This is a genomic window from Bradyrhizobium sp. SZCCHNPS1003 (assembly GCF_032381555.1).
In the GTDB taxonomy this organism is placed as follows: Bacteria; Pseudomonadota; Alphaproteobacteria; order Rhizobiales; family Xanthobacteraceae; genus Bradyrhizobium.
Genome location: NZ_JAUHIU010000017.1, coordinates 20,700 through 40,034, shown reverse-complemented (window position 1 = coordinate 40,034; position 19,335 = coordinate 20,700). Strand labels below are relative to the sequence as shown.

Sequence of the window (19,335 nt, the reverse complement as noted above, 5' to 3'; positions counted from 1 at the left end):
CGGTGCGAGCCATGCCGCACGAGCCAGTTCGCCGGCCGCGAACCGGGAGCGCTGGGGTGACCCGCGCCCGATCGTTCATTCTCGTGGGAAGCGGGCCTCGTCGCGCGCCTATGAATCTCCTATCTGTCGTCCGATGTGACGCAGGCAGGTGGGATTGATGGCATGGGCCAGGCACGGCGACAGGCGCGGCGGCAAGAGCTGATCGACTGCCATGACTGCGGCAGCGGCGTCTCCTTCAGCGCGGTGGCGTGCCCGCATTGCGGATCGACCGAGCCGGCCGGGCCTGCGGTGCAGAGCCGGCGTGAGTTGAAGCGTTTGCGGGTCGAGGCCCACAACGACCGCCGCCTCGTCGTGGTGACCGTGCTCTGTGCGGGCCTCGGCGCCATCTACGGTGCCGTGATGGGAGCAGGAGGCGCGGCGTCATGGTGGGCTGCGCTGGGCTATGGCTTCGTCGGCACCGTCATCGGCGTGCCCGCCGCCTTCGTGATCAATATCAGCCGTGGCCTGTTCGATTGAGCCCGCGCGTGATCGCGCGGCAACCGTGATCACGGCGGCCACGGTCCGTTGCGATCCGGCAGGTGCGTGAACGGCTCGGCTTTGATGCGGATGATCAGGGGGAGGGGGCTGCTGGCCGCGCCGACGGGCGGCTGGCGGAGACGGAGGGATTCGAACCCTCGATAGGGCTTTACAACCCTATAACGGTTTAGCAAACCGCCGCCTTCAGCCACTCGGCCACGTCTCCAGCGAGGGTCGGTATGCCCGACGCCGCGCTGAGCCGCAAGCGGCAGATTGCATGCGGTTTCGAAATCCTCACAGGGCTGCGTCTTCGCCGGATCGGCCCCGGACGGTGATCTCCACCGTTGGCGATCGATCCGAGCTGAGCCTGCCGTTTGATCGGACGCGGCACGGCATGGAAGTCGACGGGCGGCGCAGGCCCTCTCGATGGTCCCTGATATAGAGCGTCACCAATATAGAGGGTCGCCTGGAACGACGGGCCGGTGGCAGGGGGCGCAGAGGGCATTGTCCTCCGGTCCGATTCTCGTTCAGCGCCTTGGCTGGATTCGTGGCCCCGTGCCTGACTTGGGGCGGGTTCCTGGCGGGCGAGTGCTCGCAGCCCTGAACACCCAAAATTGCGTTGTGACAAAACGATAACATAAACAGCAAGTTAGGTGTTCCCGCAGAACCACGGTCGCGTGCCTTTTGTGCAACACCAGTCCGAAAAGGCGCCGCCTGGGCGCCGCAATGATGGTTCCTTTGTTGCGTGTGCAAAGGCCTTCGGTAATTCTGCTCACACGACGAAGGGGGGCATCCCGACGTCGTCCCGTTTAGGTCGTTCGCTCAAGTCCCTCGCGTTCATGCGGGTGTGTCCCATAGCGCGAAGCGGCTGAGCGACGGGTCGAAGAGGGATAACGGTACCAACCCCAAGGGTGTCTCTCACCCAGCGGAGGCGGAACCTTCCCTGACTGAGCAACTTGGAGGTTTAACATTATGAACACGATCAAGAGCCTTGTCCTGGGCTCGGCGGCCGCTCTCGTCGCCATGTCCGGGGCTCAGGCAGCTGACCTTCCGATCAAGGCCAAGGCGGTCGAATATGTGAAGGTCTGCTCGCTTTACGGCGCCGGTTTCTACTACATCCCCGGCACCGACACCTGCATCAAGCTGGGCGGCTACCTGCGTGCTGAAACGTCGTTCGCCAGCAACGGCCAGTACAACAACGCCGTCAACGGCGTTGCCGGCGGCATGAACCGCCACAGCAACTACTACTACAGCCGTGCTCGTCAGGACCTCAACATCGACACGCGCACCGCGACCGAGTACGGCGTGGTTCGTACCTATGCCGATCTGACGTTCACCTGGACCAGCGGCACCTACGCCGGCTCGGGTTCGGCGACCGGCGCAACCGCCTACTCGACGGCTGGCGCTCCTGGCGCACAGGCCGACGGCAACATCGCGCAGGGTGGCCTGGGCGTGTACTACGCCTTCATCCAGTTCGCTGGCTTCACGATGGGTAAGGCCGTGTCGCAGTTCGACGCGCCCTGGACCAACTACCCCGGCAACAACTTCGACGGCCTGTGGGGCGGCGGCGGCACCGTGACCGGTGTCAACCAGTTCACCTACACCGCCGACTTCGGCTCGGGCATCACGGCTGCGATCTCGGCGCAGGACGCGACCCAGTACTACACGACGAACCTGTGGAACGTGTCGGGCATCACTGCAGCCAGCATCGTTGGCGGCTCCTACGGCACCAACTCGTTCGGCGGCAACGTTGCTCCGGATATCGTCGGCATGGTCCGCGTCGACCAGGCCTGGGGTCTGTTCCAGGCGTCGTTCGCGGCGCATGACAACCACACCGGCTACTACGGCGCCACCGAGCTCACCGGTCACCCGGCTGACAAGTGGGGCTGGGCGGCTCAGCTGGCCTTGTCGATCAAGAACATCCCGACCGGCCCCGGCGACACCATCAACATCCAGGGCGTCTACACCAACGGTGCGAGCCGTTACAACGCTCAGAGCCTGGTGCCGACCACCTACGCGATGTACGGCGGCAGCAGCACGGCTGGTGTCTACGGCACGCTCGGCTTCGCTGGCGTCAGCGACTCGGTCTTCGTGACCGGCGGTGAGCAGCAGCTGACCACGACCTACGGCTTCCGTGGTGCTTACACCCACAACTGGAGCCCGACCTGGAACTCGGCGATCTACGGTTCGTGGGCTGCCGTGAGCTACAACAACACTGCCAAGGGCCTGATCTGCGGCAGCGCGGCGATGGGTGCGATCGCGGGCGCAGGCTTCACCTGCAACCCCGACTTCAACATCTCCTCGCTCGGCTTGATCACCCGTTGGACCCCGGTCAAGAACCTGACCTTCTCGGCCGACGTGGCCTGGACCAACCTGGACCAGAAGTACTCGGGCAACATCGCGTACCCGGGTTCGGCCACGGTTTCCAAGCCGGCGGCGACCTACCAGCTCAAGGACCAGAACTCGGTGTCCTTGCTGCTCCGCGCTCAGCGCAACTTCTGATCCTGATCGTCTGATCGGGTTCAAGAGCCCCCGGCAGGAAACTGCCGGGGGTTTTTGCTGTTTGTGACAGCGCATTCCGGCCCAGCACCCGAGTCAGGCTCGCTCGAAGATCGATGCAAGATCGGCAACTGAGACAAATCAAAATCGACGGCTGAGGTAATGAGGAGGATTCCGAACGCCTCGTTGATCGAAAATCACTTTCTTTTCAGTAACTTGACAGTCTGTCGGTATTTTTTTTAAATTGGTGTTGAAAACAGATGAGTTGATAAGCTAATTTTGTCACGCGCTGATAGCGATCCCTCCTCAAGAGGACACTGCCGATCCAAGTTCGACGATCATATGATGTTAGACTCCACGAAACCTCTGGCGATGCCCCGCCGGAGGTTTCTTCATTTCAGGATCTCCTCGTCGCCCGGTTCCTGAGGTTGGCTTTCGGTTGCAACGTACCGGTGCAACCGCTGCGCGTCAGCGCAAAGCATCCATCGTAGACCAAAGGTCGGAGCAAAATTCCTTGCGCATCGGCTTGACCGGGAAATCCCGGGTGGTCACGATGACCGCCAGATGACGGGGCCACACCGTCACGCCAGCGAGGAATCAGTCCAAGATGAGTTCGGAAGGCTCTGTGGGAGTGCTGCGTCCGTGGTCCGAGCAAGACGATCTGGCGGGCGCCATCACGCGGTTGCTGGAGGCGCGGCCGGAGGGCCGGGCCGAGCTTGCGGAATGTCTGGCGGTTGCGCAGCGGATCGACGCCAGCGACGACGAGTCCTGGTATCGCGAGTGGATGCAATGCGCGGATGCGATGAAGGCTGCCGCCGCCGACGCTGTGAGCAGCGGCCGTCCCGAGCTGGCGTTGCGCAAATGGTCGCGCGCGGTCGATTGTTATGAGGCTGCGGCCTGTCCGTTCAGCAGCTCACGCTCCCGCCAGGCCGTCGTGCTGTCCCGCATGCGCGAATGTGCGCGCGAATTCCTGCGCTGCGCCGATCCGCCAGGAGAGGTCGTCACGATTCCCTGGCGCGCGGACTATTCGCTCGAAGCCTATTTCCTGCCGGCGCGCTGCGGGGCAGGCAGGGCGCCCACCGTCATCTGCATCGGTGAGCCCGGCCGTCGCAAGGAAACCTCCCTGTTCAAGCTTGCAGCCCATGCGGAGCAGCGCGGCTTGGCGTTGCTGGTGGTCGATTTGCTGGGCAGCGGACCGGACTGCCGTTTCGAGGAGATCGTCGGCCGTCGCGATCTCGAATCAGCCATCGCGAGCGTGACGGACTACGTGACGTCCCGTGATGACGTGGACGAAGGCCGGATCGCGATCCTGGCCGACGACTGGAGCTCGTCCTTCGTCGCGCGCGGCATCGCACTCGATCCGCGTTATGCTGCGGCGGTCTGCGACGCCGGCTTGTGGGACATTCACGAGCGCGTCTTCCTGTCGCGCCGACCCGGTGCGGGCGAGCGGGGCAGGCTGTCGATCGCGACCGATGGGCTGGCGGCGCGGCAGATCATGTGTCCGCTGCTGGTGACGGTGCCGGAGGGTGGCTGGCTTCGAGCCGACATCGCAACCCGGCTGATCGCGCAGATCAAGCGCGAGCACCCGGACATCACCCTGAAGATCGTCTCCAGCGCGGGCGCCGATTGGCTCGAAGCCGATGCCTTCGTCTTCGACTGGATCGCCAAGCGTCTGGCGGGGTCTCCGCGGCCTCCAGGCTGACGCGACCCTATGTCTGCGCTCGCTGCCTGTAAGAGGCGGTCGGGCCGTGACCGCCTCGGGGGCCTCAGAGCCCCATCGTGAGTCGCGCGCTGGCCTTTTCGAAACGGTCCTTGAGGCCAGCCAGCTTGTCCGTGAAGGTCGCGAGCTCACGAGCGTCGAATTCCTCGAAGATGAAGCCGAAGATCTGCGCTTGCTGAGCTTCCAGCTCGGCGAACTGCTCCGATGTCTTGGCGGTGAGCGACATCCGGACCACGCGCGCATCGTTGGGGGCGGGCTTGCGTTCCATGAAGCCCTTCTTCTCGAGCAGCTTCGACTGCGTCGTGACGAAGGAGGGGTCGACGTGCAGCCGCTTGGCCGCCGCATTCACGGCAACTCCCTCGCCTTGATCCAGTTCGGAGATCGCCATCAGGATCATCCATTGGGGGCCACTGATGCCGATTCTCTTGGCCCAGAAGTACCTCAGCTCCTCCAGATGGACGTTGATCGTGGAGATCTCCCTGGCGAAGCGAAGAATGGCGTCGCGATTCTTCGGCAGATGTTCGGCAGTCTTCGGTTGCGCGTCCGCTTCCACAGGTGCGGCAGACATGTTCTTCAAGGGCGCCATTGCTCAGGAGTTCCGGTACGAAGCTTGACCCTAAAGAAAAAAAATCCGCAACAAAATCACTTATCTAGGAGGACATCCGTCGTCCCCCGTGCGCTGCACAACAAGCTGCCATTGTGTTGCCCCCAAGACACATTTCGGCTTCATTCAATTACCTGACTGCATAAACTATTTTGCTTACCGAATGAGCGAAGGCATAGTTCCTGGCGACGGTGGGGGGTTACTCGATCGTCCCGTGACAGGTGGTTCGCTTAAGTCCCTCGCGTGATGCGGGTGTGTCCGATGGCGCGAAGCGGCTGAAGCGGTTTTTCGGGAGCGGAGGAAGCGGATCGTCCTGGGGGATCTTGGTCCGGTTCTTTCTCAAAAGAGCAACTTGGAGGTTTAAATGAAGACGGTTAAGAGCCTTGTCCTCGGCTCGGCGGCAGCTCTGCTCGCCATGTCCGCGGCTCAGGCGGCCGACCTTCCGATCAAGGCCAAAGCGGTCGAGTATGTGAAGGTTTGCTCCCTGTATGGTGCGGGCTTCTACTACATCCCCGGCACCGACACCTGTATCAAGCTGGGTGGCTATCTGCGCGCCGAAGTGGTCGCCGGCAGCAACAGCATCTTCAACGGAACGTTCAACGGCCAGGGCGGCGCACACAACCGCCTCAGCAACTACTACACCTCTCGTGCTCGTGAAGATCTGAACATCGACACCCGCACGGCGACCGAATACGGCGTGGTCCGCACCTTCGCCGACCTGACCTTCAGCTGGACCTCGGGCGGCTATGCCGGCACGGGTTCGGCCACCGGTGCGACCGCCTACTCGACGGCGGGTGCGCCTGGCGCTCAGGCCGACGGCAACATCGCGCAGGGCTCGCTCGGCGTGTACTATGCCTTCATCCAGTTCGCCGGCTTCACGATGGGTAAGGCCGTGTCGCAGTTCGACACGCCCTGGACCAACTATCCGGGCAACAACTTCGACGGTCTCGCCGGCGGCGGCGGCACGGTTACCGGCGTCAATCAGCTGAGCTACACCGCTGACTTCGGCTCCGGCATCACGGCCACGGTTTCGGCCCAGGATGCGACTGCCTACTACCAGAACAACCTCTGGAACGTGGCTGGTTCGACGGCGGCTGGCGTGATCGGTGGTGCTTACGGCACCAGCGCCTACGGCGGCAACGTTGCTCCGGACTTCGTCGGTATGGTCCGCGTCGACCAGGCCTGGGGTCTGTTCCAGGCGTCGTTCGCGGCGCATGACAACCATGTCGCTTACTACGGCGCGTCCGAGACCTCCGGCCACCCGGCCGACAAGTGGGGTTGGGCGGCTCAGCTGGCCCTGTCGATCAAGAACATCCCGACCGGACCTGGTGACACGATCAACGTGCAGGGCGTCTACACCAATGGTGCGAGCCGCTACAACATCCAGAGCCTGATGCCGAACAACTACTCGATGTACGGCAGCACGGGTCTGGCTGGCGCCTATCAGAGCATCGGCTTTGCGGGCGTGGGCGACTCGGTCTTCACGACCGGCGGTGAGCAGCAGCTGACCACGACCTACGGTATCCGTGGTGCTTATACGCACAACTGGAACCCGGCCTGGAACACTGCGATCTACGGGTCTTGGGCTGCCGTCCGCTACAACGGCACTGCCAAGGGCCTGATCTGCACCAGCCCCGGCGTTGTCGCGGCCTTCAACGCGGGTTCGACCTGTAATCCGGACTTCGATCTGGCCACCATCGGCCTGATCACGCGCTGGACCCCGGTCAAGAACCTGACCTTCTCGGCCGACTTCGCCTACTCCTGGCTCGACCAGAAGCACTCTGGTTCGGTGACCTCGCCGGCGGTTGCTGCCGTCGCGAAGCCGGCCGCAGTGTACGAGATCAAGGATCAGCAGTCGGCTGTGCTGCTGCTCCGCGCTCAGCGCAACTGGTGATCCAGACCGTTTCATGACGGTTTGACCAGCCCCCGGCAGGCAACTGCCGGGGGTTTTTCTTTGCCTGGCCAGCGCGTGCTCCAGCGCCGAGACCCGCATTCCTCGCCGCTCCGCTCTGTCGCTGACAAACATGCTGCAGACCCGCCCGAGAACCACACCGCGCGGCCACGCGACGCAATGCGATCTGGATGGAATTTCGCGACCGACTCGTGGCCATCCGGCTCAAACATCCGTGAGAGGCGGTCGCCGGGTTCGTTCGGTTCGACCGCACGTTTGAGCCAAGCTTGGCCTGCGTGACCTCGGGCAGACGAGGGCGGGTGCCGCGATGGTCAGGCCGGAGAAGTGGGAGACTCGCGCTCGCCGCCCTTCTCGGCGCCCGTCCTGCTGCATTCCCGCCACGACCGCGACATGCATTCGGCGGCGAAAGTCTTCCCCGACACATTACTCTTGGAGATTTGGCAGCCGTGTGCCGTGCCGCGGCCGCGCCACATGCGTGATCCGGCCGGTCACGAGAATGGTCCGATAAAGCACCAAGTCCGCCTCTCGATCGTTCCGACTGCAACGCTATGCGCGAGCACTGTGGTGCAGCTGGAGACGGGCTGACCGTGGGGGCGGTCGTTCGATGTCGAGCCGGGCCGGTCTGAACTGAGCAATTTGGAGGTTAGTATGAAGACTGTGAGGAGCCTTGTTCTGGGCTCAGGGGCGGCGTTGCTCGCCATGGGTGGGGCTCAGGCCGCCGACCTTCCGATCAAGGCCAAAGCGGTCGAGTATGTGAGGGTCTGCTCCATGTACGGAGCGGGATTCTTCTACATTCCGGGCACCGACACCTGCATCAAGCTGGGCGGCTTTCTGCGTGCCGAAGCAGGCTTCGGTACGAATACGATCTTCCAGAATGCCGTGAACGGCGTCGCCGGCGGGCGAAATCGTCTCAGCAACTACTACACGACGCGTTCGCGTGCCGACCTCAACATCGACACCCGCACCGCGACCGAATATGGCGTCGTGCGCACCTTCTTCGATGGTGTCTTCCAGTGGACCGGGGGCAGCTACGCGGGGACCGGCTCCCCCACGGGCGCGACTGCCTATTCGACGGCGGGCGCGCCTGGAGCGCAGGCCGACGGCAACATCGCGCAAGGCGGGCTCGGTGTCTTCTACGCCTTCATCCAGTTTGCCGGCTTCACCATGGGTAAGGCCGTGTCGCAGTTCGACGCGCCCTGGGCCAACTATCCCGGCAACAATTTCGACGGTTTGACCGGCGGCGGCGGCACCATCACCGGCGTCAACCAGTTCACCTACACCGCGGACTTCGGCTCGGGCATCACGGCCGCGATCTCGGCCCAGGATGCGACGCAGTATTCGCAGTCGCAGATCTGGAATACGGCGGGACAGACGGCCGCCGGCGTGCTCACCGGCAGCTATGGCACGTCGAATTTCGGCGGCAACGTCGCGCCCGACATCGTCGGCATGGTGCGCGTCGATCAGGCCTGGGGTCTGTTCCAGGCGTCGTTCGCGGCGCATGACAATCACGCCGCCTTCTTCGGTGCCAACGAGACGACCGGCCACCCGGCCGACAAATGGGGCTATGCGGGTCAGCTCGCCCTGTCGATCAAGAACATCCCGACCGGCGCCGGCGACACCATCAATCTGCAGGGCGTCTACACCAACGGCGCCAGCCGCTACAACTTCCAGAGCCTCGCGCCGATCAACTACGCGATGTATGGCGGCAGCAACATGGCCGGCGCTTTCCAGAGCCTGGGCTTCGCGGGCGTGTCGGATTCGGTGTTCGGGGCGAATACGCAGCAGCAGTTGACCACCACCTACGGCTTCCGCGGGGCCTTCACCCACAACTGGGATCCGTTCTGGAATACGGCGGTCTACGGCTCCTGGAGCGGCGTCAGATACAACAACACCGCGAAGGGACTGATCTGCAACGGTGCAGGCATGGTCGCTCTCGGCATCACGCCTGCGAATTGCAACCCCGACTTCAACATCTCGACGGTGGGTGTGATCACGCGCTGGACGCCGGTCAAGAATCTGACCTTCTCTGCTGACGTCGCTTGGACCAGGCTGGACCAGAAGTTCACCGGCGTGGTGAACGCACCGGCGGTCGCGGCCGTTGCCAAGCCGGCCACGACCTACCAGTTGAAGGACCAGGACTCGGTCTCGCTGCTGGTGCGTGCCCAGCGCAACTGGTAAGTGCGGGCGAATGGCGAATAGGGAGTAGAGAATAGCGGTTGACGACGTAGCGGAGCCCAGGCTTCGCTACTCGCTACTCGCTACTCGCTACTCGCTACTCGCTACTCGCTACTCGCTACTCGCTACTCGCTACTCGCTACTCCACCACCGCGCCGCGGCGCAGATCGGCCTCGATCTGCAGCCGCGAGCCGCCGCCGAAGCGGGCGCGATAGACCTGCAGGTTCTCCATCACCCGCTGCACGTAGTTGCGGGTCTCCGAGAAGGGGATCAGTTCGACCCAGTCGACGGCATCGACCTTGGGATCGCGCGGATCGCCATAGCGCTCGACCCATTTTCTGACGCTGCCGCGGCCGGCATTGTAGGCCGCGAAGGTCATGATGTACGATCCGCGATAGTCCTCGAGCAGGCCGCCGAGCTCGGCGGCGCCGAGCTGCGCGTTGTAGACCGGGTCGGTCTTCATCCGGTTCAGATCGAAGCTGACGCCCGCGCGCTTGCAGACGTAGCGACCCGCATCCGGCGTGACCTGCATCAGCCCATAGGCCTGTGCCGGCGAGACCACGGCCTGGTTGAAGGCGCTCTCCTGGCGCGCGATCGAGAAGACCACGCTCGGCTCGACCTCCGGTCCCAGCGAGCGGAACGCAGGAATGCCCGTGACCGGATAGGCGTAATGGTCGAACGGCAGCCCGCGATTGAGTGCGGCCTTGCCGACCAGCAGCATCGCTCGCGCATCGCTGTTTCGCGCGGCGATTTCCGCGAGTCCGACCAGCACGTCGGGGTCGCCATTGTCGCCCATGTCAGCGAAGATCGGGATCGCGACCTCGCCCTCGTCGAGCTCGTAGAGCAGCTGCACCGCGCGCACCACCTCGAGCCGCTCGACGCCGCGTCCACGGCCGCTCGGCGCCGCATTGAGGCCGAGCTGCGGCAGGCCGAGCTTCGCGCGCGCCAGCTGTCCGTAATAGCTCGTGGACTGCTCGGCGGCCGACGTATAGGCCGCGCGCGCCTCCTGCATGCGCCCCATCGCTTCTGCCGCGCGGCCCTGCCAATAGCCGGCCCGCGCCAGGGTGGTCGGATTGACGCTGCCGACGCCGATGCGCGCAAAGTGCTGGGTCGCGGTGGCCGGATCGTTGAGGAAACGCAGTGCGATCCAGCCGGCGGTGAATTCCTGCTCGGTCTTGTAGATGTCGCGGTTCGGCAGCGCCGCATCCCGCGCGATCAGATAGGCGCTGCGATATTCGCCGGTGTCGATCATCTTTCGCGCCAGCAGTCGGCGCTCGATCCACCATTCGTCCAGATTGTGCAGGCGGCCGGGATCCTTGGGCGCGTTCAGCATCAGCTGCGCCGCCTCGGCGAATTTTTCGTCGCGCCGCAGCAGTTGGATGCGGCTGAAGATATAGCCTGCATCGCCGTGGAGTTCGCGCGGCACGGCTTCGAGCAGGCTCTGGCTATTGGAGGCTTTGCGGTAGGTCGCGATTCGCGCTTTTGCCAGCGCCACGTGGCCCGAGCCAAGCCGCCGGGCAGCGCGCATGGCGGCCTCGTGCTCGCTGCCATACAGCAGCGTGTCCATCCGCGCCTTGTGATCGCCGCCGGACAGCAGGGCACCGTACTGGTCCAGGATGTTGTTCTCGGTCTCCTCGGACATCGCGTCGTTGCGCCAGGCATCGCGCACCAGGCGCTCGGCATTGGCGCGGTCGCCGCGATTGAGCATCACCCGGGCCAGCGCGAACTTGCCCTTGGCCGACAGCGGCGATTCGTTCTCGAACCAGGACCACACCACGGCATCGTCGCGCTTGTCGTCCCACAACGCGGCCTCGAGCCGGCGCCGCAGGAAGGTCTGCGACGGCCAGGACGGGTTGGCGGCGATGAACGCGCGGTAGCGCTCCACGCTGGCATTGTTGTTGTCGCTGCGCAGGATCACCCACTCCGCGAGCTTGCGCGCCACGGGATCCGAGATCGCCTGCACGACCTCGGTGGCATCGCTGGGCTTGCGCTTGCGGACGAGCTCGATCACGTTTTCGAGCGCCTCCTTGTCGGATTGCGAGGTCGAGGACGTCGCGGCGATCGCAGCCGGCACCACAGGCTTGCGGGAGACGGGCAGGGCGGCATGCTGGCGGGCCGGCAGGCTCGCAGCCGCCGCGCCGGGGGTGATGTCCTTCGGTGCCGCGCGCGCCGTCTCGCCGGCGCCTTTGGGGCTGCTCTTGACCTCGGCCTTCGCTTCGGCCCGCGCGTCGACCTCGCTCTTGGTCCCGGCGGCCTCGTGGGTATTCGTCTTCGGAACCGCGCTGCGCGCGATCGGACGCGCCTTCGGCACCGGAACCTTGGCCGCGGGAGCCTTGGATCCCGAAACCTTGGACCCAGCAGCCTGGTCCTTGGCGAGAGCGCTATGTCCGGCGAGAGCCCATCCGAGTGTCAGGCCGGCGGCCAAGGACACCGAGAGTGACACCGACAGGGCGGTCGATCGCAATGCAGTGGCGCGGGCAGAAAAGGGCACGGCGTTCCTTTTGCGGCGGATGACTTCGATCCCCAGACCAACATGGGTCTATCGAAAAGGTGAACAAATCCTAAATATACCGGGAAGGATTGCAACCTGCGCCAACACCGCGGCGAAATCACGACCGAAGGGCGGCGTGCGGGCCGTGGGGCTTCAGCGAAGGGTGATCACGGGCCTCGGCAATGCGATTCGAGCGATCCGTGTGCCTGTTGAGAAGGCAGCCCAACCGCGGGCGGGCCTTCCGCCTCGTCGGCAGACCCGGTATGAAGTGGCTCGTACAGGGGCCAAACGGCGTTTGGGAGGGAGTTTCATGGCAGCCAAGACGAATTTCCGGGGTTCTTTCACCGCCTTGGTCACTCCTTTCAAGAACGGGTCCGTGGACGAGGCCGCTTTTCGCAGCCTGGTGAACTGGCAGATCGACGAGGGCACCAACGGCCTCGTGCCGGTCGGCACGACCGGCGAGAGCCCGACGCTCAGCCATGACGAGCATAAGCAGGTGGTCGAGTGGTGCATCGCCGAGGCCCGGGGACGCGTGCCCGTCGTCGCTGGCGCCGGCTCCAATTCGACCAAGGAGGCGGTCGAGCTCGCCCAGCACGCCGAGAAGGCGGGGGCTGACGCAGTGCTGGTGGTGACGCCCTATTACAACAAGCCGACGCAGGAAGGCCTGTATCAGCACTTCAAGGCGATCAACGATGCGATCGGCATTCCGATCATCATCTACAATATTCCTCCGCGCTCGGTGATCGACATGTCCGTCGACACCATGAAGCGCCTGTTCGAGCTGAAGAACATCGCCGGCGTGAAGGATGCTACCGCGAGCATGGTGCGGGTGTCGCAGCAGCGCGCCGCGATGGGCGAGGAGTTCAACCAGCTCTCGGGCGAGGATGCGACGATCATCGGCTACATGGCGCATGGCGGCCATGGCTGCATCTCCGTCACGTCGAACGTCGCGCCGCGGCTGTGCTCGGAATTCCACCAGGCCTGGCAGAAGGGCGATGTCGCAACGGCGCTGAAGATCCACGATAAGCTGATGCCGCTGCATACCAATCTGTTCATCGAGTCCAACCCGGCGCCGGTGAAATACGCGCTGTCGCTGCTCGGCAAGATCGAGGAGAAGCTGCGGCTGCCGATGGTGCCGGTGTCGGAGCCGACCCGGGTCGCGGTGCGCGAGGCGATGGTTCATGCCGGATTGATCAACTAGGTTCCGAGGGAGCTCGGGATCGGCGAAGGTCGCGAGGATTTCTCGCAAGTTTGAGGGGGACGCGAGCATGTTGAAGGAATTCCGTGAATTCGCGATGAAGGGCAACGTCGTCGACCTCGCCGTCGGCGTCATCATCGGCGCGGCCTTCGGCGCCATCGTCACCTCGCTCGTCGCCGATGTCATCATGCCGATCATCGGCGCCATCACCGGCGGCCTCGATTTTTCGAACTACTTCATCCCGCTGTCCAAGACGGTCAATGCGGGCAACCTTGCGGACGCGAAGAAGCAGGGTGCCGTGCTGGCCTATGGACAGTTCCTGACCTTGACCCTGAACTTCTTCATCATCGCTTTCGTGCTGTTCATGATCATCCGTGTGATAAACAGGTTGAAGCGGAACGAAGCGGCAGCCCCCGCGGCGCCGGCGAAGCCTTCGGCCGAGGTCGAGCTGTTGACCGAGATCCGTGATCTCCTGAAAAAGTCCTGATGGCTGAAAAGAACGAACCCAAGATCACGGTCGCCGCCGAGAATCGCAAGGCGCGGTTCAACTACGCGATCGAGGACACCATCGAGGCCGGCATCGCGCTGACCGGCACCGAGGTGAAGTCGGTCCGCGGCGGCAAGTCGACGATCGCGGAATCCTATGCGGATTCGCGTAACGGCGAGATCTGGCTGATCAACGCCAACATTCCCGAATATCTGCAGGCCAACCGCTTCAATCACGAGCCGAAGCGGCCGCGCAAGCTGCTGCTGCATCGCAAGCAGATCAACAAGCTGATGGGTGCGGTCGAGCGCGAAGGCATGACGCTGATCCCGCTGAAGCTCTATTTCAACGAGCGCGGCCGCGCCAAGCTGCTGCTCGCCGTCGCCAAGGGCAAGAAGCTGCACGACAAGCGCGAGAGCGAGAAGAAGCGCGACTGGGGCCGCGAGAAGGGGAGGCTGCTGCGGGCCCGCGGCTAACGAGACCTTTGCCGTGCGCTCCTCCACGCCCGAGCCTTGGGAAAGCATCCGATGAATCAGAAGAACCTCTTGGATGTCGACTGGAGCCGGATTCCGGCTCCGACCGACGACGGCGCAGCCGATCATCTGGTTGGGACGATCATTCCCGCGATCGGGCTGCGTGCCACCGACGACACGCTGGTCACGCTGTCGGATCTGCCGGGACGGACCGTGGTGTTCGCCTATCCACGGACCGGCGAACCCGGCAAGGTGTCACTGGTCGAGGACTGGGATATGATCCCGGGCGCGCGCGGCTGCACGCCGCAGACCTGCAGCTTCCGCGACCTGTTCGGCGAGTTGAAATCAGCGGGCGCCGTGCATGTGTTCGGTCTGTCGACGCAGAGCAATGCCTATCAGACCGAGATGGCCTCGCGCCTGCACCTGCCGTTTCCGGTGCTGTCGGACGAGAAGCTCGAGCTCACCAATGCGCTGCGGTTGCCGACCATGGAGATCGCCGGGCTGACCATGATCAAGCGGCTTGCCATGATCGTGGACGCCGCGCGCATCACCCATGTGTTCTACCCGGTGTTTCCGCCGGACAGGAACGCGGGCGACGTGCTGGCGTGGCTGAAGGACAACCGCGCATCTGCCGCGTGAGGGTGGGGTGCGCCGAACTAATCCAGCTCCGCCTTTACGCGCGCGAACACGGCGTGGAACATCTCGGTCGTGAGCACGCCGGTGTTCGTGTTGTAGCGTGAGCAGTGATAGCTGTCGTACAGCCTGATCCTGCCGGCCTGGTGCACGGCGCCATGGCCGAAGGGCGCCGCGACCGCGCGCAAGCCCAGCAGCTTCAGCAGCGTGTCGTGGGAGATGCGGCCGAGCGCGACGATGCTGCGCAGCCGCGGCATCGCGGCGATGGTGGCGCCGAGGAAGCTCCGGCACTGGTTGATCTCGGCCGGCAGCGGCTTGTTCTGCGGCGGCACGCAGCGCACCGCGTTGCTGATTCGACAGTCCACCAGCGTCAGCCCGTCGTCGGGGCGGGCTTCGAACCGGCCTTTCGCAAATCCGTAATGCAGCAGCGTCCCATAGAGCAGCTCGCCGGCGTAGTCGCCCGTGAAGGGACGCCCGGTCCGATTGGCGCCTTGCAGCCCCGGCGCGAGCCCGACGATCAGGAGCCGCGCATCGGGATCACCGAACGACGGCACCGGCGCGTTGAACCACGACGGCTCACGCGCGCGCTGCGCCTCGCGGAACTCCACGAGGCGAGGGCACAGCGGACAGTCTCGATCGGGATTGGTCGAGGACGGGGTGGATGGCGCAGATGTGGCGTCCGTCCGCCGCCTAGTCGTCGAAATCGTCATCGGTGGTGGGGGTGGTCGTGGTGGTGCGTGCGGCCGGTGCGGTCGTGCTGCGCTGGAGGAATTGCGGGGAATGGTGGCGCGGCTCGCGCGGGGCGGGGCGCTCCGACGGGTCGCGGCCGAGCTTGGACTGCAACTCCATGAGGTCGGTGAAGACGTCGGCCTGGCGGCGCAGCTCATCGGCGATCATCGGCGGCTGGCTGGAGATGGTCGAGATCACGGTGACGCGAACGCCGCGACGCTGCATCGCTTCGACCAGCGAGCGGAAGTCGCCGTCGCCCGAGAACAGCACCATCTGGTCGATATGCTCGGCGAGTTCCATCGCATCCACGGCGAGCTCGATGTCCATGTTGCCCTTGACCTTGCGGCGGCCGCTGGCGTCGATGAATTCCTTGGTCGCCTTGGTGACGACCGTATAGCCGTTGTAGTCGAGCCAGTCGATCAAGGGTCGAATCGACGAATACTCCTGATCCTCGATGATCGCGGTGTAATAGAACGCGCGGAGCAGCGTGCCGCGGCTCTGAAATTCCTTGAGCAGGCGCTTGTAGTCGATGTCGAAGCCGAGCGTCTTGGCCGTGGCGTATAGGTTGGCGCCGTCAATGAAGAGCGCAATCTTGTTGGTCGAAGATGACATTCAGTGTCTCGCGTTCAGTTAGATTCTATTTTTGGCGCGACTCCAGTCGGTCGCGCATTCCATTTCAAGATACTGCCAAGGCGTCGGCGGTCCATCTGGTGTGAGGTTACCGCAAACGGGAGTGATCGGGGCAACAAAGGCGCACTTGTGACGACGTAATGAAGCGTTTTCTTGTCCAACGCCCGAATTCCGCGGGTCTGGACGGAGCGCCAGTCAAGGTTGCCGAATTCGGTACACCTTGCCCCTTACCGAAACCTGACGCCAGTTTAGCCTTGCGAAAACCGGCCAGCCTCTATAACTAGCCCAGCATAATCAGCATATTAAGCACACAAAGGACCGGAGCGACAATGGCGCGCGTCACTGTGGAAGATTGTATCGATAAAGTCGACAACCGGTTCGACCTGGTCCTTCTGGCCGCGCATCGCGCGCGCATGATCTCGTCGGGATCACAACTTACAATCGATAGAGATAATGACAAGAATCCCGTCGTCGCACTCCGCGAAATTGCGGATTCGACCATTTCTCCCGAGGATCTGAAGGAAGAACTGGTTCATTCGCTGCAGAAGTTCGTCGAGGTCGACGAGCCGGAGCCGGACACGGTGCCGCTGATCGGCTCGGCCGGTGCCAGCGTCGATGCCGACGACACCGAGGTCGCCGTCGAGCGCATGACCGAGGAAGAACTGCTGAAGGGCCTCGAGGGCCTCGCTCCGCCGGAAGAGCAGCCCGAAGAGGACGAGTGACGGCCTCGTCGCCGTCAGCGCGCGCTCCAGTTCACTTGTGAGATTGTGAAGGCCCGGACCGCGTCCGGGCCTTTGCATTTGAACGTGATTCCGTGATTACCATAGGGCTGCGGCCAGCGCCTGCCGTCCGGCAGATTTGGTCACGAAGATAAAGGTTTAGTCATTTTCCATGGTGGTTTCGGGCCACATTCCTCAGCAGATGCAGGCGGCGGCCGAATCGGCCGCGTTGGCGCCTCCGCCGCCGGCTGAGCGGCCGCGGCCGCAGAAGCCGCGCTCCCGCATGATGCGGCAGTACGATCTGGTGGAACGGGTCCGCTCCTACAATCCGGATACGAACGAGGATCTCCTCAACCGCGCCTATGTGTACGCCATGAAGGCGCATGGGTCGCAGACCCGCGCGTCCGGCGACCCGTATTTTACGCATCCGCTCGAGGTCGCGGCCATTTTGACCGACCTGAAGCTGGATGACGCGACCATCGTCGCGGCGCTGCTGCACGACACGATCGAGGACACCGAGGCGACCCGCGCCGAGATCGACCGCTTCTTCGGGCCCGAGATCGGCGCTCTGGTCGAGGGACTGACCAAGCTGAAGCGGCTCGAATTGGTCTCGCGCGAGGCCAAGCAGGCCGAGAACCTGCGCAAGCTGCTGCTCGCCATCGCCGACGACGTGCGTGTCCTGCTGGTCAAGCTCGCGGATCGCTTGCACAACATGCGTACGCTCGAATTCGTGCCCGAGACGTCGCGCCGGCGCATCGCCGAGGAAACGCTCGACATCTATGCGCCGCTGGCGGGCCGGATGGGCATGCAGGAGATGCGCGAGGAACTCGAGGATCTCTCGTTCCGGACGCTCGACCCGCAGGCCTACAGCGTGGTGATGCAGCGGCTCGATGCGCTGGCGGAGCGCAACCGCAATCTGATCGGCGAAATCGAGAGCCAGCTGGCGCGCAAGTTTCGCGACCATGGCCTGACGGCCCGGGTGTTTGGCCGCCGCAAACGGCCGTTCTCGATCTGGACCAAGATGGAGCGCAAATCGATCGGGTTCGAGCAGCTCTCCGACATCTTCGGCTTCCGCGTGATCATGCCGGATCTCGAATCCTGCTATCGTGCGCTCGGTATCGTGCATACGACCTGGCCGGTCGTGCCGGGCCGTTTCAAGGACTACATCTCGACGCCGAAGCAGAACGACTATCGCTCGATACACACAACCGTGATCGGCCCGGGCAAGCAGCGCGTCGAGCTGCAGATCCGCACCGAGGACATGGATCAGATCGCCGAGCTCGGCATCGCCGCCCATGCCTTCTACAAGGACGACATCGGCTCGCCGACCGAACGGCTCAAACGCGAATCGAACGCATTCGCGTGGCTGCGCCACACCATCGGCATCCTCTCGGAGAGCGCAAATCCGGAGGAGTTCCTCGAGCACACCAAGCTGGAGCTGTTTCACGATCAGGTGTTCTGCTTCACGCCGAAGGGAAAGCTGATCGCGCTGCCGCGCCACGCAAACGTGATCGACTTCGCCTATGCCGTGCATACCGACGTCGGCAACAGCGCGGTCGGCTGCAAGATCAACGGCAAGTTCGCCGCGCTGTCGTCGGAGCTGCAGAACGGCGACGAGGTCGAGGTCCTGACCTCGGACGCGCAGTCGGCGCCGCCCTCGGCCTGGGAGACGCTCGCCGTCACCGGCAAGGCCCGCGCGGCGATCCGGCGCGCCACCCGCACCGCCGTGCGCGATCAATATGCCGGGCTCGGCCGCCGCATCGTCGAGCGTCTGTTCGAGCGCACCAAGCTCGAATATGCCGACGACAAGCTGAAAGGGGCGTTGCCGCGCCTGGCCCGCGCCTCGATCGACGACGTGATGGCGGCGGTCGGACGTGGCGAGATCAAGGCCTCCGACGTCGCGCGTGCGATGTATCCGGACTACAAGGAAGAGCGCGTCGTGCGCTACGGCGCCAAGAAGACGGCCGCCGCGCCGGCAGCCAAGGCTGCTGCGCCTGCGGCCGAGCCCCACCGCGGCCCGTTTGCGATCCCGATCAGCGGGCTCAATTCCGGCCTGCCGGTGAAGTTCGCGCCGAACGGTGGCGCCGTGCCGGGCGACCGCATCGTCGGCATCGTGACGCCGGGCGAGGGGATCACGATCTATCCGATCCAGTCGCCGGCGCTGAAGGATTTCGAGGAGGAGCCGGAGCGCTGGCTCGACGTGCGCTGGGATGTCGACGAGACCTCCCCGCAGCGCTTCCCGGCGCGCATTCGCGTCGAGAACGTCAACGAGCCCGGCAGCCTCGCCCAGGTCGCGACCGTGATCGCCGAGCACGACGGCAACATCGACAACATCAGCATGAGCCGCCGCTCGCCTGATTTCACCGAACTCACGATCGATCTCGAGGTCTATGACCTCAAGCATCTCTCGGCGATCATCAACCAGTTGCGCGCCAAGACCATCGTGGCGCGGGTCGACCGGGTGAATGGCTAATCTGCGGGGATGGCAGCGGCGTTCTGCTCCGGGATGCGCTAAACAAGCCGTAGTCTACTCGAAAGTCCTGCGAGCCGGC

At 64.1% G+C, this 19,335-nt stretch carries 15 protein-coding genes and 1 tRNA gene; 11 read left to right on the top strand and 5 right to left on the bottom strand.

Going from position 1 to position 19,335, the window contains the following annotated elements; all coding sequences use genetic code 11:
• The first annotated feature begins 162 nt into the window (after positions 1–162).
• Entirely contained in the window at positions 163–516 is a 354-nt protein-coding gene (locus QX126_RS25605; RefSeq protein WP_315784481.1) for a hypothetical protein, read from the top strand.
• Positions 517–648: 132 nt separating this feature from the next.
• On the opposite strand, the gene QX126_RS25600 is transcribed toward QX126_RS25605, so the two are convergent.
• A tRNA-Ser gene (locus tag QX126_RS25600) sits at positions 649–742 on the bottom strand.
• 746 nt (positions 743–1,488) lie between these two features.
• Here QX126_RS25600 and QX126_RS25595 point away from each other — a divergent pair.
• Both QX126_RS25595 and QX126_RS25590 read left to right on the top strand, forming a co-directional pair.
• The gene (locus QX126_RS25595; protein WP_315784479.1) at positions 1,489–3,018 is read left to right on the top strand and encodes a porin; all 1,530 of its coding nucleotides are present in this window, start codon (positions 1,489–1,491) and stop codon (positions 3,016–3,018) included.
• 622 nt (positions 3,019–3,640) lie between these two features.
• Positions 3,641–4,717: a hypothetical protein gene (locus QX126_RS25590; RefSeq protein ID WP_315784477.1), complete on the top strand. Its 1,077-nt coding sequence runs from the start codon at positions 3,641–3,643 to the stop codon at positions 4,715–4,717.
• A 64-nt stretch (positions 4,718–4,781) separates the two neighbouring features.
• On the opposite strand, the gene QX126_RS25585 is transcribed toward QX126_RS25590, so the two are convergent.
• Entirely contained in the window at positions 4,782–5,303 is a 522-nt protein-coding gene (locus tag QX126_RS25585; protein ID WP_315740267.1) for a MarR family winged helix-turn-helix transcriptional regulator, read from the bottom strand.
• A 400-nt stretch (positions 5,304–5,703) separates the two neighbouring features.
• Between QX126_RS25585 and QX126_RS25580 the strand changes: the two genes are divergently transcribed.
• Together QX126_RS25580 and QX126_RS25575 are read left to right on the top strand one after the other, a co-directional pair.
• A complete protein-coding gene (locus tag QX126_RS25580; RefSeq protein WP_315784475.1) occupies positions 5,704–7,233 on the top strand; it encodes a porin in 1,530 nt (509 codons plus the stop codon).
• A gap of 666 nt (positions 7,234–7,899) precedes the next feature.
• Positions 7,900–9,429, top strand: coding sequence for a porin (locus tag QX126_RS25575; RefSeq protein ID WP_315740265.1), 1,530 nt, complete (start codon positions 7,900–7,902; stop codon positions 9,427–9,429).
• A gap of 136 nt (positions 9,430–9,565) precedes the next feature.
• Here QX126_RS25575 and QX126_RS25570 read toward each other — a convergent pair whose 3' ends face one another.
• A complete protein-coding gene (locus QX126_RS25570) occupies positions 9,566–11,917 on the bottom strand; it encodes a lytic transglycosylase domain-containing protein (protein ID WP_315784473.1) in 2,352 nt (783 codons plus the stop codon).
• 310 nt (positions 11,918–12,227) lie between these two features.
• On the opposite strand from QX126_RS25570, the gene dapA reads away from it, so the two are divergent.
• The 4 genes from dapA (at position 12,228) to QX126_RS25550 (ending at position 14,711) form a co-directional block, all read left to right on the top strand.
• Complete coding sequence (gene dapA / locus QX126_RS25565) at positions 12,228–13,118, top strand: 4-hydroxy-tetrahydrodipicolinate synthase (protein WP_315740263.1); 891 nt, start codon at positions 12,228–12,230, stop codon at positions 13,116–13,118.
• 67 nt (positions 13,119–13,185) lie between these two features.
• Entirely contained in the window at positions 13,186–13,602 is a 417-nt protein-coding gene (mscL, locus tag QX126_RS25560; RefSeq protein WP_315740262.1) for a large conductance mechanosensitive channel protein MscL, read from the top strand.
• Positions 13,602–14,075 carry an SsrA-binding protein SmpB gene (gene smpB, locus QX126_RS25555; RefSeq protein ID WP_315711387.1) on the top strand — a complete coding sequence of 158 codons (474 nt, stop codon included), beginning with the start codon at positions 13,602–13,604 and terminating at the stop codon, positions 14,073–14,075. The genes mscL and smpB overlap by 1 nt, the downstream gene beginning before the upstream one ends.
• Positions 14,076–14,126: 51 nt before the next feature.
• Positions 14,127–14,711, top strand: coding sequence for a peroxiredoxin (locus QX126_RS25550; protein WP_315784471.1), 585 nt, complete (start codon positions 14,127–14,129; stop codon positions 14,709–14,711).
• Between the two features lie 17 nt (positions 14,712–14,728).
• Here QX126_RS25550 and QX126_RS25545 read toward each other — a convergent pair whose 3' ends face one another.
• Positions 14,729–15,415, bottom strand: coding sequence for a uracil-DNA glycosylase (locus tag QX126_RS25545; protein ID WP_315784469.1), 687 nt, complete (start codon positions 15,413–15,415; stop codon positions 14,729–14,731).
• On the bottom strand, positions 15,396–16,046 hold the full coding sequence (locus QX126_RS25540; protein ID WP_315740259.1) for an NYN domain-containing protein: 651 nt from the start codon (positions 16,044–16,046) through the stop codon (positions 15,396–15,398). The genes QX126_RS25545 and QX126_RS25540 overlap by 20 nt, the downstream gene beginning before the upstream one ends.
• A gap of 347 nt (positions 16,047–16,393) precedes the next feature.
• On the opposite strand from QX126_RS25540, the gene rpoZ reads away from it, so the two are divergent.
• Both rpoZ and QX126_RS25530 read left to right on the top strand, forming a co-directional pair.
• Positions 16,394–16,786: a DNA-directed RNA polymerase subunit omega gene (gene rpoZ / locus QX126_RS25535; protein ID WP_006612728.1), complete on the top strand. Its 393-nt coding sequence runs from the start codon at positions 16,394–16,396 to the stop codon at positions 16,784–16,786.
• A gap of 169 nt (positions 16,787–16,955) precedes the next feature.
• The gene (locus QX126_RS25530) at positions 16,956–19,256 is read left to right on the top strand and encodes a bifunctional (p)ppGpp synthetase/guanosine-3',5'-bis(diphosphate) 3'-pyrophosphohydrolase (RefSeq protein WP_315784467.1); all 2,301 of its coding nucleotides are present in this window, start codon (positions 16,956–16,958) and stop codon (positions 19,254–19,256) included.
• The last annotated feature ends 79 nt before the right edge of the window (positions 19,257–19,335 follow it).

Excerpts from the sequence above, each read along its gene's own strand:
- QX126_RS25605 (WP_315784481.1), top strand. The coding sequence starts at position 163 with ATGGGCCAGGCACGGCGACAGGCGCGGCGGCAAGAGCTGATCGACTGC.
- QX126_RS25595 (WP_315784479.1), top strand. The coding sequence starts at position 1,489 with ATGAACACGATCAAGAGCCTTGTCCTGGGCTCGGCGGCCGCTCTCGTC.
- QX126_RS25585 (WP_315740267.1), bottom strand. The coding sequence starts at position 5,303 with ATGTCTGCCGCACCTGTGGAAGCGGACGCGCAACCGAAGACTGCCGAA.
- QX126_RS25580 (WP_315784475.1), top strand. The coding sequence starts at position 5,704 with ATGAAGACGGTTAAGAGCCTTGTCCTCGGCTCGGCGGCAGCTCTGCTC.
- QX126_RS25575 (WP_315740265.1), top strand. The coding sequence starts at position 7,900 with ATGAAGACTGTGAGGAGCCTTGTTCTGGGCTCAGGGGCGGCGTTGCTC.
- dapA (WP_315740263.1), top strand. The coding sequence starts at position 12,228 with ATGGCAGCCAAGACGAATTTCCGGGGTTCTTTCACCGCCTTGGTCACT.
- mscL (WP_315740262.1), top strand. The coding sequence starts at position 13,186 with ATGTTGAAGGAATTCCGTGAATTCGCGATGAAGGGCAACGTCGTCGAC.
- smpB (WP_315711387.1), top strand. The coding sequence starts at position 13,602 with ATGGCTGAAAAGAACGAACCCAAGATCACGGTCGCCGCCGAGAATCGC.
- QX126_RS25550 (WP_315784471.1), top strand. The coding sequence starts at position 14,127 with ATGAATCAGAAGAACCTCTTGGATGTCGACTGGAGCCGGATTCCGGCT.
- QX126_RS25545 (WP_315784469.1), bottom strand. The coding sequence starts at position 15,415 with ATGACGATTTCGACGACTAGGCGGCGGACGGACGCCACATCTGCGCCA.
- QX126_RS25540 (WP_315740259.1), bottom strand. The coding sequence starts at position 16,046 with ATGTCATCTTCGACCAACAAGATTGCGCTCTTCATTGACGGCGCCAAC.
- rpoZ (WP_006612728.1), top strand. The coding sequence starts at position 16,394 with ATGGCGCGCGTCACTGTGGAAGATTGTATCGATAAAGTCGACAACCGG.
- QX126_RS25530 (WP_315784467.1), top strand. The coding sequence starts at position 16,956 with ATGGTGGTTTCGGGCCACATTCCTCAGCAGATGCAGGCGGCGGCCGAA.